We start from the raw sequence: 13,494 nt of genomic DNA, 5'->3' as shown, positions 1-13,494 counted from the left end.
TATTAAGGAGAAAACCCATGCCAATCACAGCTGCAGATATTCGTCGTGAAGTCAAGGAAAAAAATGTTACCTTTATTCGTCTCATGTTTTCAGATATCTTGGGGACAATGAAAAACGTCGAAATTCCTGCTACAGATGAACAGTTAGATAAAGTCTTGTCAAACAAGGCTATGTTTGATGGATCTTCTATTGAAGGTTTTGTACGTATCAATGAGTCAGATATGTACTTGTACCCAGACTTGGATACATGGACAGTCTTCCCTTGGGGAGATGAAAACGGAAGTGTTGCAGGTTTGATCTGTGATGTCTATACAACAGAAGGTAAACCATTTGCAGGTGACCCTCGTGGCAATTTGAAACGTGCTCTTCGTCACATGGAAGAAGTAGGATTCAAATCCTTCAACCTTGGTCCAGAACCAGAATTCTTCCTATTTAAGCTCGATGAAAATGGGGATCCGACTCTTGAGGTAAATGATAAGGGTGGCTACTTTGATTTGGCCCCTACTGACCTTGCAGACAATACGCGTCGTGAAATCGTGAATGTCTTGACTAAAATGGGATTTGAAGTAGAAGCGAGTCACCACGAGGTTGCGGTTGGACAACATGAAATTGACTTCAAGTATGATGAAGTCCTCCGTGCCTGTGACAAGATTCAAATCTTTAAACTCGTTGTTAAAACGATTGCTCGTAAACATGGTTTGTACGCAACCTTTATGGCAAAACCAAAATTTGGTATTGCTGGATCAGGTATGCACTGTAATATGTCCTTGTTTGATGCAGAAGGAAACAATGCCTTCTTTGACCCAAATGATCCAAAAGGAATGCAGTTATCTGAAACGGCCTACCATTTCCTTGGTGGTTTGATCAAGCATGCTTACAACTATACTGCTATCATGAACCCAACAGTTAACTCATACAAACGTTTGGTTCCAGGTTATGAAGCGCCTGTTTACATTGCTTGGGCTGGTCGTAATCGTTCGCCACTTGTGCGCGTACCAGCTTCACGTGGCATGGGAACTCGTCTTGAGTTGCGTTCAGTGGACCCAATGGCAAACCCATACATCGCTATGGCAGTTCTATTGGAAGTTGGTTTGCATGGTATTGAAAACAAAATCGAAGCACCAGCTCCTATCGAAGAAAATATCTACATCATGACAGCAGAAGAGCGTAAGGAAGCTGGAATTACCGATCTTCCATCAACTCTTCATAACGCCTTGAAAGCTTTAACAGAAGATGAAGTGGTCAAGGCAGCCCTAGGTGAACACATTTACACTAGCTTCCTCGAAGCTAAACGTATCGAGTGGGCTAGCTATGCAACCTTTGTGTCACAATGGGAAGTTGATAATTATCTTGACCTTTACTAATATAGAAGAAAGATTACCTGAGGGCGGTCTTTTTTTTAGGTCTTCAGACTGATTTTTAGCACTCTTAATAAAAGAGTGCTAATTTTTTGGGTTTTTGTCTTGACATTCTCTTCTAAGGGTGTATAATAGAATCATGAGTTAGCACTTGAGTGTATTGAGTGCTAATCGATCAGACAGAGAGGAGTGATGAGATGGTTACAGAGCGTCAGCAGGATATTTTAAATCTGATTATTGACATCTTTACCAAAACGCACGAACCTGTCGGATCCAAAGCCTTGCAAGAGTCTATCAACTCTAGCAGTGCAACCATTCGTAATGATATGGCAGCTCTCGAAAAGCAAGGTTTGCTTGAGAAGGCGCATACTTCAAGCGGTCGGATGCCAAGTGTTGCTGGTTTTCAGTACTATGTGAAACACTCACTGGATTTCGACAGACTAGCTGAAAATGAGGTTTATGAGATTGTCAAAGCCTTTGATCAGGAGTTCTTCAAACTGGAGGATATTCTGCAAGAGGCTGCTAATCTACTAACAGACTTGAGTGGTTGTACGGTAGTGGCACTGGATGTTGAGCCCAGCAGACAACAGTTGACAGCCTTTGATATCGTTATTTTAGGACAACATACAGCCTTGGCAGTATTTACCTTAGACGAATCGCGAACGGTTACCAGTCAGTTTTTGATTCCAAGAAACTTCTTGCAGGAGGATTTGCTGAAACTGAAGAGCATCATTCAGGAACGTTTCCTCGGTCACACCGTTCTAGATATTCACTACAAGATTCGGACGGAGATTCCGCAGATTATCCAGCGTTACTTCACAACGACGGACAATGTCATCGATCTCTTTGAACACATCTTTAAGGAAATGTTCAACGAAAACATTGTGGTGTCGGGCAAGGTCAATCTCTTGAATTTTGCAAATCTAGCAGCTTATCAGTTCTTTGACCAACCACAGAAAGTGGCTCTGGAAATTCGTGAGGGTCTGCATGAAGATCAAATGCAAAATGTCCGTGTTGCGGACAGTCAAGAGTCTTGTCTAGCAGACCTAGCAGTGATTAGCAGTAAATTCCTCATTCCTTATCGAGGTTTTGGAATTCTTGCCATTATCGGTCCGGTTAATCTGGATTACCAGCAATTGGTCAATCAACTCAATGTGGTCAATCGAGTCTTAACTATGAAACTCACAGATTTCTATCGCTATTTGAGTAGTAATCATTATGAGGTGAGTTGAACATGAAATTATATAAATTCCTAAAAAGGAGGCGAAAAATGTCTGAGGAAATAAAAAACGAAGAAGTAAAAGAAGAGGAAGTTGTGGAAACAGTTGAAGAAACAACTCCTGAAAAGTCAGAGTTAGACTTGGCAAATGAACGCGCGGATGAGTTTGAAAATAAATACCTTCGTGCTCATGCAGAAATGCAAAACATCCAACGCCGTGCCAATGAAGAACGTCAAAACTTGCAACGTTATCGTAGCCAAGACTTGGCAAAAGCAATCTTACCATCGCTCGACAATCTAGAACGTGCACTAGCAGTTGAAGGTTTGACAGACGATGTCAAAAAGGGATTGGAGATGGTGCAAGAAAGCTTGATTCACGCTTTGAAAGAAGAGGGAATCGAAGAAATCGCAGCGGATGGAGAATTTGACCATAACTATCATATGGGCATCCAAACTCTCCCAGCAGACGATGAACACCCAGCAGATACCATCGCTCAAGTCTTCCAAAAAGGCTACAAACTCCATGACCGTATCCTACGCCCAGCAATGGTGGTAGTCTATAACTAGGCAATAGAGCTTAAAAATTTTGTCCGAAATGACAATAAACTATGAAGAAAGATAAGGGGCAAGCCAGAGGCTTGCAAGGAAGATATTGCCCGCTGTGGTGAAAGTTTCAGTAGCTTTTGCTACTGAAACAGGGGATTTTTGAGACAATAGGCTCAAAAATAAGTGATGAAATCCCGTAGGGAGTTGCTCACGCCCCCACCACTTAAGGGGAATATCAAAAATAGAAAATTAACTAACAAGGAGAAAAACACATGTCTAAAATTATCGGTATTGACTTAGGTACAACAAACTCAGCAGTTGCAGTTCTTGAAGGAACTGAAAGTAAAATCATCGCAAACCCAGAAGGAAACCGTACAACTCCATCTGTAGTGTCATTCAAAAACGGAGAAATCATCGTTGGTGACGCTGCAAAACGCCAAGCAGTAACAAACCCAGATACAGTTATCTCTATCAAGTCTAAGATGGGAACTTCTGAAAAAGTTTCTGCTAACGGTAAAGAATACACTCCACAAGAAATCTCAGCTATGATCCTTCAATACTTGAAAGGTTACGCTGAAGATTACCTTGGTGAAAAAGTAACTAAAGCAGTCATCACAGTTCCTGCTTACTTTAACGATGCTCAACGTCAAGCAACAAAAGACGCTGGTAAAATCGCTGGTCTTGAAGTAGAACGTATCGTCAACGAACCAACTGCTGCAGCCCTTGCATACGGTTTGGATAAGACTGACAAAGAAGAAAAAATCTTGGTATTCGACCTTGGTGGTGGTACATTCGACGTATCTATCCTTGAACTCGGCGATGGTGTCTTCGATGTATTGTCAACTGCAGGGGACAACAAACTTGGTGGTGATGACTTTGACCAAAAAATCATCGACCACTTGGTAGCAGAATTTAAGAAAGAAAACGGTATTGACTTGTCTACTGACAAAATGGCAATGCAACGTTTGAAAGATGCAGCTGAAAAAGCTAAGAAAGACCTTTCTGGTGTAACTTCAACTCAAATCAGCTTGCCATTCATCACTGCTGGTGAAGCTGGACCTCTTCACTTGGAAATGACTTTGACTCGTGCGAAATTTGACGATTTGACTCGTGACCTTGTAGAACGTACAAAAGTTCCAGTTCGTCAAGCCCTTTCAGATGCAGGTTTGAGCTTGTCAGAAATCGATGAAGTTATCCTTGTTGGTGGTTCAACTCGTATCCCTGCCGTTGTAGAGGCTGTTAAGGCTGAAACTGGTAAAGAACCAAACAAATCAGTAAACCCTGATGAAGTTGTTGCCATGGGTGCTGCTATCCAAGGTGGTGTCATCACTGGTGATGTCAAAGACGTTGTCCTTCTTGACGTAACACCATTGTCACTTGGTATCGAAACAATGGGTGGAGTATTTACAAAACTCATCGATCGTAACACTACTATTCCAACATCTAAATCACAAGTCTTCTCAACTGCAGCAGACAACCAACCAGCCGTTGATATCCACGTTCTTCAAGGTGAACGCCCAATGGCAGCAGATAACAAGACTCTTGGACGTTTCCAATTGACAGATATCCCAGCTGCACCTCGTGGTATCCCACAAATCGAAGTAACATTTGATATCGACAAGAACGGTATCGTATCTGTTAAGGCCAAAGACCTTGGAACTCAAAAAGAACAAACTATTGTCATCCAATCAAACTCAGGTTTGACAGACGAAGAAATCGACCGCATGATGAAGGATGCTGAAGCTAACGCTGAAGCAGATAAGAAACGTAAAGAAGAAGTAGACCTTCGTAACGAAGTAGACCAAGCAATCTTTGCGACTGAAAAGACAATCAAGGAAACTGAAGGCAAAGGCTTCGATGCAGAACGTGATGCTGCCCAAGCTGCCCTTGATGACCTTAAGAAAGCCCAAGAAGACAACAACTTGGACGAAATGAAAGCAAAACTCGAAGCTTTGAACGAAAAAGCTCAAGGCCTTGCTGTTAAACTCTACGAACAAGCCGCAGCAGCTCAACAAGCTCAAGCAGGAGCAGAAGGCGCACAAGCAACAGGAAACGCAGGCGATGACGTCGTAGACGGAGAGTTTACGGAAAAATAAGATGTTGAGGCGTTAAGAAAACGAAAGAAAAATAGGAAGCCATCGCCTTGTGCGATGCACAAAAGATGGCTTATCTTTTTTCCGAAGTTTTTAGCCGAAACTCAATTCAGCCTAACTCGGTAAGAATGGCTAATCACTAAAGTGATTGTCATTCTAAGGCAATCGCTATGGCGATTTGCCTAAACGCCTTACTAGTTCAAAAACAAAGTATAATCGACTTTGTTTTTGAACGTCGTAATGATAGGAAGAAGTCCAGAGGTTGCAACCCAGCCTCTGTTTTTCGGTAAAAAGGGATAGGGCCGAGTGGCTGGAGTATTATCTCATCAATATAAAAGAAGGGAATTGAACCCGACCTAAATCGTGGTCTCGTTCCACAATATTAACAGAAAGGAATAAGGGTGTTCGTAATTGAACTCGAGCGGAAAGCTTGGAAATTAGATAAACCTCCTAAGAAATCAGGATTTCTTGTCGGTTTCCTAAATTTCAGTCGCTTTCTGTTCGCTCTTAGTATCTTGTATGAACAATACTGAATTTTATGATCGTCTGGGGGTGTCAAAAAACGCTTCGGCAGACGAGATCAAAAAGGCTTATCGTAAGCTTTCGAAAAAATATCACCCAGATATCAATAAGGAGCCTGGTGCTGAGGAAAAATACAAGGAAGTTCAAGAAGCCTATGAGACTTTGAGTGACGACCAAAAACGTGCTGCCTATGACCAATATGGTGCTGCAGGTGCCAATGGTGGCTTTGGTGGTGCTGGCGGTTTTGGCGGCTTTGACGGAGCAAGTGGCTTCGGTGGTTTTGAGGATATCTTCTCAAGTTTCTTTGGCGGAGGCGGAGCTTCGCGCAATCCAAACGCTCCTCGTCAAGGAGACGACCTCCAGTATCGTGTGAATTTGACTTTTGAAGAAGCTATCTTTGGAACAGAAAAAGAAGTTAAATACAATCGTGAAGCCAGCTGTCGTACATGTAATGGTTCTGGTGCTAAGCCAGGGACAAGTCCGGTCACTTGTGGACGCTGTCATGGCGCTGGTGTCATTAACGTCGATACGCAGACTCCTCTTGGTATGATGCGTCGCCAAGTAACCTGTGATGTCTGTCATGGTCGCGGAAAAGAAATCAAGGATCCATGTACAACTTGTCACGGAACAGGTCATGAAAAACAAGCTCATAGCGTACATGTAAAAATCCCTGCTGGTGTGGAAACAGGCCAACAAATCCGCCTAGCGGGTCAAGGTGAAGCAGGCTTTAACGGTGGACCTTATGGTGACTTGTATGTGGTGGTTTCAGTAGAAGCTAGTGATAAGTTTGAACGTGAAGGAACGACTATCTTCTACAATCTGAACCTCAACTTTGTCCAAGCAGCCCTTGGTGATACTGTAGAAATTCCAACCGTGCATGGAGATGTTGAATTGGTTATCCCAGAAGGAACTCAGACTGGCAAGAAATTCCGCCTACGTGGCAAGGGAGCACCGAGCCTTCGTGGCGGTGCCGTTGGTGACCAATACGTGACTGTCAATGTTGTAACACCGACAGGTTTGAACGACCGCCAAAAAGCAGCGCTTAAAGAGTTCGCAGCTGCAGGCGACTTGAAAGTTAATCCAAAGAAAAAAGGCTTCTTTGACCACATAAAAGATGCCTTTGAAGGAGAATAAAGTAAAAAGAGCCGATTGGCTCTTTTTTGTGTAGTTTTTGGAAATTTAACATCGGAGAAAATCATTCTCCAGCTGGTCTACTATTTATACTTTTGAGTGAGCAAGCCAGCTGCATCCATGTCTTGAATGAGTTGCTTGATTTCCGCTTCTTTGCCAGACTTAACTGTGATAGTATCAATGTGGTTGATTGCCGAATTATCCTGAATCTCCACCAAAGTCAAAGCTTTTTCATAGAATGAAATTCCCTTTTTAAAACTTTCCTGATCATCCCAAAAGAGAAGTGAGTAATTAGGGTTAAATGTCTTTCCTTTTTCTTGGAAATACTTTTCACTTTCTTTCTCTAAAAATTGGAATAAGCCATGGTTGAACAAGTTATCCCCTACTTTATAGTAGGAAATCTCTCCTGTCTGGAGGACATAGACTTCGAGTCGGTTTTTGGTGAGTTTTGGACTTTCTTTTAGGACGGGGTGGCTATTGATGACCTCATCTGAGAAAGTAACATAAAAATGTAAGCCTCCACCCTCAAATTGATACCTTCCATTTGATTCTACTTTTTCAGGAGGCATGTCAAGAGAGATAAAGATTTGTTTTAAGTCGTCATTCCCTTTTTGGATGTCACTCGGTGAGGCCTTGAAAAGATTCATAAGTAGTAGAAATGCCAAGGCTACAAGCAGGCAGAGGCAACCACAAGGGATCGCGATGACCTTTGCTAGAACTTTTAAAAACTGTTTCACTTTCATTCCCTCCCTTCTCTGTTCAAACCCAGTATCCAAAAAAGAGTTTAAGGAAAGTTGGAGACTCTCTTATCCTTGTTTTTCTTCTTGGAGGACTGCCATTCTGGTTTGGAAATCCTTTTCTAAGACTTTGAACTTGTAGGTTAGGTCTTTTTGGTATTCCTTGATAAGGGCTTTTTGTTGGTTGATGATTTGTAGGCTGTTTTGAATGACATCCAAATCCTCCTTGATAGCTTCGACACGGTCACTAGTATCCATAAACTCCTCTGTGATGGCTTGGCGATTTTTTACTACAAAATAACTTCCAGCTGCAGCTCCTGCAAATAGCAATAGATTGGATAGTTTCATGGCAACTCCTTAGGCATTTCTAATAGTTTCAGCGACTTGGGCAAGTTTGTCAAAGTCAGGTTCGTGAGCGATAAAGTCAATCTTGAGGTCATCTTCTGCACTGTAGCGAGGAACGAGGTGCACATGGGTATGAAAGACCGTTTGACCAGCGACTTCCTCGCAGTTGGCAATTATATTCATGCCGACAGCCTTGGTAGCCTTCATGACTTTTTGAGCCACTGTTGGCACTTTGGCAAAGAGTTGGCTAGCGCTCGCAGCATCCATTTCCAAAAGATTGCGATAGTGCTCTTTGGGTACGACCAAGGTGTGTCCAGGCGTTACTTGAGAGATATCAAGAAAGGCAAGAACCTGCTCATCCTCGTATACTTTTGAAGCAGGAATCTCCCCTGCGATGATTTTACAAAAAATACAATCTGACATAAAATCCACCTCTACTGTATTGAATTTTGATATAATATAGCTACATTATACCAGATTCGGAGAAAATATGTTAGAAATTAAAAACCTGACAGGAGGCTATGTTCACATTCCTGTCTTGAAAGATGTGTCCTTTACAGTTGAAAGTGGGCAGTTGGTCGGTTTGATTGGTCTCAATGGTGCTGGGAAATCAACGACAATCAATGAGATTATTGGTCTGTTGACGCCTTACAATGGGGAAATCAAGATTAACGGTCTCACCCTGCGAGAAGATGCGACCAGCTATCGTAAGCAGATTGGCTATATCCCAGAAACGCCTAGTCTGTATGAGGAATTGACCCTCAGAGAACATATTGAAACGGTTGCCATGGCCTATGGTATTGAGCAAAAAGTGGCTTTTGAGCGAGTAGAATCTTTGTTAAAAATGTTTCGTTTGGATCAAAAATTAGATTGGTTTCCTGTGCATTTTTCCAAAGGAATGAAGCAGAAGGTCATGATTATCTGTGCTTTTGTGGTGGATCCGAGTCTCTTTATCGTCGATGAGCCTTTCCTTGGGCTTGATCCGCTGGCTATTTCCGATTTGATTCAGCTTTTGGAAGTGGAAAAGCAAAAAGGCAAGTCCATTCTCATGAGTACCCACGTGCTGGATTCGGCGGAGAAGATGTGTGATGCCTTTGTCATTCTCCACAAGGGGGAGGTGCGAGCTCAGGGGAACCTCCAGCAACTCCGCGAAGCCTTTAACATGCCTGAAGCGAGTTTGAATGATATTTACTTGGCTCTGACCAAAGAGGAGGAGCTATGAAAGACTTGTTTTTAAAGCGAAAGCAGGCTTTTCGTAAGGAGTGTGTCGGTTATCTACGTTATGTTCTCAATGACCACTTTGTCTTGTTCCTGCTGGTTCTCATCGGTTTTCTAGCCTACCAGTACAGCCAACTCCTGCAACATTTTCCTGAAAATCATTGGCCTATTCTCTTGTTTTTGGGGATTGTCTCTGCCTTGTTTTTGGCTTGGGGAGGAATCGCGACCTACATGGAAGTACCTGACAAGCTCTTTCTCTTAGTCAGTGAAGAGGAGGTCAAGTCCCACCTCAAAGGGCAGACGGTGCGCTCACTGGTCTTTTGGCTATTGGTACAGACTCTCTGCTTACTTCTTTTTGCGCCCTTGTTTTTAGCCATGGGTTATGGCTTACCAGTTTTTCTCATCTATGTGCTTTTACTGGGAGCAGCGAAGTACATAGTCTTTCGCCAAAAAGCCAGTAAATTTTTTACTGACAATGGACTGGACTGGGACTATGTGATTTCCCAAGAAAGCAAACGCAAGCAAGTCTTGCTTCGTTTCTTTGCTCTCTTTACTCAGGTCAAGGGGATTTCTAACAGCGTCAAGCGCCGAGCTTATCTGGACTTTATCTTAAAAGTAGTTCAAAAAGTACCAAGCAAGATTTGGCAAAACCTCTATCTCCGTTCTTATCTGCGAAATGGAGATTTATTTGCCCTTAGTTTGCGCCTTTTGCTCCTATCCTTGTTAGCTGTGATCTTTATCGAGCAATCTTGGATTGCGATGGCAGTGGTGGTTCTATTTAATTACCTCTTGCTCTTCCAATTGCTAGCCCTATATCACGCCTTTGATTACCAATACTTGACCCAGCTCTTTCCATTAGAAAAAGGGGAGAAAGAGAAGGGATTAAAACAGATTGTGCTCGGTGTGGGAGGTACTGTTCTTTTGTTGGAATTGCTAGTTGGAGCAGTGGTTTTTCAAGAAAAAATAGCCTTGTTGGCTCTTGTAGGGGCTAGTCTCTTCCTACAATTGTTTTATTTACCTTACCAACTAAAAAGATTGGTTGACGAATAGACCAAAAACTAGTAGAATAGTAAGGAAACTTTATACGGAGGAAAGAAATGGACTTGGGTGATAATGAGCTAACGCTGACCCCTATCCCTGGGAAGAGTGGCAAGGCTTATATGGGAAGCTACCCTGATGGGAAGCGCGTCTTTGTAAAAATGAACACCTCTCCAATCCTACCTGGCCTAGCCAGAGAACAAATCGCTCCTCAATTACTATGGACTCGTCGTTTGCCAGATGGTCGTGATATGTGTGCTCAAGAATGGTTGACGGGTAAAATCTTGACACCGCACGATATGAACCGCAAGCAGATCATCAATATCTTGACACGTCTTCACCGCTCACGTCCCTTGATGAAGCAGTTGAGCCGTTTGGGATATACCATGGAGACGCCAGTAGACTTGTTGCAGTCTTGGAGGCAGGAAGCACCCGAAGTCTTGAAACGACATCAGTACTTAAACTCGGTGATTGATGATTTGCGTAGGACAGTTCCAGGCTTTAGGGAAGACCATGCAACGATTGTGCATGGGGATCTTCGCCATAGTAATTGGATTGAGACAGAGAGTGGACTCGTTTATCTAGTGGATTGGGATTCGGTTCGTCTGACGGATCGCATGTTTGATGTGGCGCATATGTTGTGTCATTATATTCCAGAGCAACATTGGCATGATTGGCTAACTTATTACGGTTATAAGTACAATCAGACAGTGTTAGATAAATTGTATTGGTATGGTCAGTATTCTTACTTGAGCCAGATTGCCAAATACTTTGTAAATCAAGATTTAGATAATGTAAACCGGGAGATTTATGCCTTGCGTGTCTTCCGTGACAAGTATGGAAAGAAGAGATGAGAGTTAGAAATCGTAAAGGGGCGACAGAGTTACTAGAGGCTAATCCCCAGTATGTGGTCCTCAATCCCTTGGAGGCTAAAGGGAAATGGCGAGACTTGTTTGGAAATGATCATCCTATTCATGTTGAAGTTGGAAGTGGGAAAGGGGCCTTCGTATCAGGAATGGCCAAGCAAAATCCTGACATCAACTACATTGGAATTGATATCCAAAAGTCGGTATTGAGTTATGCCTTGGACAAGGTGCTTGAAGTTGGAGTACCTAATATCAAACTTTTGTGGGTAGATGGTTCTGACTTGACAGACTATTTTGAAGACGGTGAGATTGATCGTCTCTACCTAAACTTTTCAGATCCTTGGCCTAAAAAACGCCATGAAAAACGTCGTTTGACTTACAAGAGTTTCTTGGATACCTTCAAACGCATCTTGCCTGAGAATGGGGAAATCCATTTCAAGACAGACAATCGTGGTTTGTTTGAGTACAGCCTGGTGAGCTTTTCTCAGTATGGGATGAAACTCAATGGGGTTTGGCTGGACCTGCATGTCAGTGATTTTGAAGGCAATGTCATGACGGAATATGAGCAAAAATTCTCCAGCAAAGGTCAAGTGATCTACCGAGTTGAGGCAGAATTTTAAGAAATAGCTTGAAAACCAGCCGTTTGAGTGCTTATACTTTACATAAATTGACAAACGTGCTATACTGATAGTAAGAATATGAGAAAGAGAGGCGGGGAAATATCTTCGCCTCTTGCTTATGAGGAGGTGGACGCAATCGCAACAATCGTAGAATTAGTCAGAGAAGTTGTAGAACCTGTCATCCAAGCGCCTTTCGAACTCGTGGATATTGAGTATGGAAAGATTGGCAGTGACATGATTCTCAGTATTTTTGTAGATAAACCTGAAGGAATTACCTTGAACGACACGGCAGACTTGACAGAAATCATCAGTCCTGTCCTAGACACCATCAAGCCCGATCCCTTCCCAGAACAATATTTCCTAGAAATCACCAGTCCAGGCTTGGAACGTCCTTTGAAAACCAAGGATGCTGTCGCTGGAGCTGTTGGGAAATACATCCATGTCGGGCTCTACCAGGCCATCGATAAGCAAAAAGTCTTTGAAGGGACCTTAGTATCCTTTGAAGGGGATGAGTTGACTATGGAGTATATGGACAAGACACGTAAGAAAACCGTCCAAATTCCATACAGTTTAGTATCAAAAGCACGTTTAGCAGTAAAATTATAGAAAAGAAAGGATAGCTTTTGAGGATTCAAAAGTGAAGAAAACATGAGTAAAGAAATGCTAGAGGCCTTCCGCATTTTGGAAGAAGACAAGGGAATCAAAAAAGAAGACATCATCGACGCAGTAGTAGAGTCGCTTCGTTCCGCTTATCGCAGACGCTATGGTCAGTCTGATAGCGTAGCCATCGACTTTAATGAAAAGACAGGTGACTTTACAGTTTATACTGTCCGTGAAGTTGTTGATGAAGTATTTGATAGCCGTTTGGAAATCAGCTTGAAAGATGCTCTTGCCATTAATTCAGCCTATGAGCTTGGTGACAAGATCAAGTTTGAAGAAGCACCAGCTGAGTTTGGTCGTGTAGCAGCCCAATCTGCCAAACAAACCATTATGGAAAAAATGCGCAAGCAAACACGTGCCATCACTTACAATACTTACAAAGAACATGAACAAGAAATCATGTCTGGTACGGTAGAACGTTTTGACAACCGTTTCATCTACGTCAATCTCGGCAGCATCGAAGCCCAATTGTCAAAACAAGACCAAATCCCTGGAGAAGTTTTTGCTTCCCATGATCGTATCGAAGTTTATGTTTACAAGGTTGAAGACAACCCTCGTGGTGTCAACGTCTTTGTTAGCCGTAGCCATCCAGAAATGATCAAACGCTTGATGGAGCAAGAAATTCCAGAAGTTTACGATGGAACTGTTGAAATCATGAGCGTAGCCCGCGAAGCTGGTGACCGTACGAAAGTTGCCGTTCGTAGCCACAATCCAAACGTGGACGCTATCGGGACAATCGTTGGGCGTGGTGGTGCAAATATCAAGAAAATCACCAGCAAATTCCACCCAGCTCGTTACGATTCCAAGAGCGATCGCATGATTCCTGTCGAAGAAAACATCGACGTTATCGAGTGGGTAGCAGATCCAGCTGAGTTTATCTACAATGCTATCGCACCGGCAGAGGTTGACCAAGTTATCTTTGATGAAAACGACAGCAAACGTGCCTTGGTCGTTGTACCTGATAACAAGCTTTCTCTTGCTATCGGTCGTCGTGGACAAAACGTTCGCTTGGCAGCTCATTTGACAGGTTACCGTATCGATATCAAGTCTGCCAGCGAATTTGAAGCTATGGAAGAAGCAGGTCAAGTGGATTACGCAGCTGCGGACGAATTGATCGAAGAATAAAAGCTGCTAGAGGAGG

The 13,494-nt window shown here is 42.8% G+C and carries 14 protein-coding genes; 11 read left to right on the top strand and 3 right to left on the bottom strand.

All coding sequences use genetic code 11. From position 1 onward, the window contains the following. The first annotated feature begins 17 nt into the window (after positions 1-17). The 5 genes from glnA (at position 18) to dnaJ (ending at position 6,872) form a co-directional block, all read left to right on the top strand. Positions 18-1,364: a type I glutamate--ammonia ligase gene (glnA, locus tag BLS46_RS04330; RefSeq protein ID WP_001122897.1), complete on the top strand. Its 1,347-nt coding sequence runs from the start codon at positions 18-20 to the stop codon at positions 1,362-1,364. 191 nt (positions 1,365-1,555) lie between these two features. After that, positions 1,556-2,590: a heat-inducible transcriptional repressor HrcA gene (gene hrcA, locus BLS46_RS04325; RefSeq protein WP_093585880.1), complete on the top strand. Its 1,035-nt coding sequence runs from the start codon at positions 1,556-1,558 to the stop codon at positions 2,588-2,590. A gap of 38 nt (positions 2,591-2,628) precedes the next feature. Next, positions 2,629-3,144, top strand: a complete 516-nt coding sequence (gene grpE / locus BLS46_RS04320) for a nucleotide exchange factor GrpE (RefSeq protein WP_093585878.1) — start codon at positions 2,629-2,631, stop codon at positions 3,142-3,144. A 251-nt stretch (positions 3,145-3,395) separates the two neighbouring features. Further along, positions 3,396-5,219 (top strand): molecular chaperone DnaK, encoded by a 1,824-nt coding sequence (gene dnaK / locus BLS46_RS04315; protein WP_000034667.1) that lies wholly within the window; start codon positions 3,396-3,398, stop codon positions 5,217-5,219. A 516-nt stretch (positions 5,220-5,735) separates the two neighbouring features. After that, positions 5,736-6,872: a molecular chaperone DnaJ gene (gene dnaJ / locus BLS46_RS04310; protein WP_001066318.1), complete on the top strand. Its 1,137-nt coding sequence runs from the start codon at positions 5,736-5,738 to the stop codon at positions 6,870-6,872. An 80-nt stretch (positions 6,873-6,952) separates the two neighbouring features. Here dnaJ and BLS46_RS04305 read toward each other — a convergent pair whose 3' ends face one another. The 3 genes from BLS46_RS04305 to BLS46_RS04295 form a co-directional block, all read right to left on the bottom strand. Further along, the gene (locus BLS46_RS04305) at positions 6,953-7,612 is read right to left on the bottom strand and encodes a hypothetical protein (protein WP_093585876.1); all 660 of its coding nucleotides are present in this window, start codon (positions 7,610-7,612) and stop codon (positions 6,953-6,955) included. A 63-nt stretch (positions 7,613-7,675) separates the two neighbouring features. Further along, positions 7,676-7,954 carry a hypothetical protein gene (locus tag BLS46_RS04300; protein WP_093585874.1) on the bottom strand — a complete coding sequence of 93 codons (279 nt, stop codon included), beginning with the start codon at positions 7,952-7,954 and terminating at the stop codon, positions 7,676-7,678. A 9-nt stretch (positions 7,955-7,963) separates the two neighbouring features. Beyond that, positions 7,964-8,374 (bottom strand): HIT family protein, encoded by a 411-nt coding sequence (locus BLS46_RS04295; RefSeq protein WP_093585872.1) that lies wholly within the window; start codon positions 8,372-8,374, stop codon positions 7,964-7,966. Between the two features lie 67 nt (positions 8,375-8,441). On the opposite strand from BLS46_RS04295, the gene BLS46_RS04290 reads away from it, so the two are divergent. The 6 genes from BLS46_RS04290 (at position 8,442) to nusA (ending at position 13,478) form a co-directional block, all read left to right on the top strand. Further along, the gene (locus BLS46_RS04290) at positions 8,442-9,173 is read left to right on the top strand and encodes an ABC transporter ATP-binding protein (RefSeq protein ID WP_093585870.1); all 732 of its coding nucleotides are present in this window, start codon (positions 8,442-8,444) and stop codon (positions 9,171-9,173) included. Beyond that, positions 9,170-10,219, top strand: a complete 1,050-nt coding sequence (locus tag BLS46_RS04285) for an ABC transporter permease (protein ID WP_093585868.1) — start codon at positions 9,170-9,172, stop codon at positions 10,217-10,219. The genes BLS46_RS04290 and BLS46_RS04285 overlap by 4 nt, the downstream gene beginning before the upstream one ends. Before the next feature lie 47 nt (positions 10,220-10,266). Beyond that, positions 10,267-11,061 carry a cell cycle regulator CcrZ gene (gene ccrZ / locus BLS46_RS04280; protein WP_093585866.1) on the top strand — a complete coding sequence of 265 codons (795 nt, stop codon included), beginning with the start codon at positions 10,267-10,269 and terminating at the stop codon, positions 11,059-11,061. Continuing rightward, the gene (gene trmB, locus BLS46_RS04275; protein WP_093585864.1) at positions 11,058-11,693 is read left to right on the top strand and encodes a tRNA (guanosine(46)-N7)-methyltransferase TrmB; all 636 of its coding nucleotides are present in this window, start codon (positions 11,058-11,060) and stop codon (positions 11,691-11,693) included. Before ccrZ ends, trmB begins: the two co-directional genes overlap by 4 nt. Positions 11,694-11,819: 126 nt before the next feature. Further along, positions 11,820-12,299, top strand: a complete 480-nt coding sequence (gene rimP, locus BLS46_RS04270; protein WP_000338696.1) for a ribosome maturation factor RimP — start codon at positions 11,820-11,822, stop codon at positions 12,297-12,299. A gap of 42 nt (positions 12,300-12,341) precedes the next feature. Further along, positions 12,342-13,478: a transcription termination factor NusA gene (gene nusA / locus BLS46_RS04265; RefSeq protein ID WP_084868903.1), complete on the top strand. Its 1,137-nt coding sequence runs from the start codon at positions 12,342-12,344 to the stop codon at positions 13,476-13,478. Positions 13,479-13,494: the final 16 nt, after the last annotated feature.

The organism is Streptococcus sp. NLAE-zl-C503 (assembly GCF_900104285.1).
Classification (GTDB): Bacteria; Bacillota; Bacilli; order Lactobacillales; family Streptococcaceae; genus Streptococcus.
This window is presented reverse-complemented; position numbering and strand designations above follow the sequence as displayed.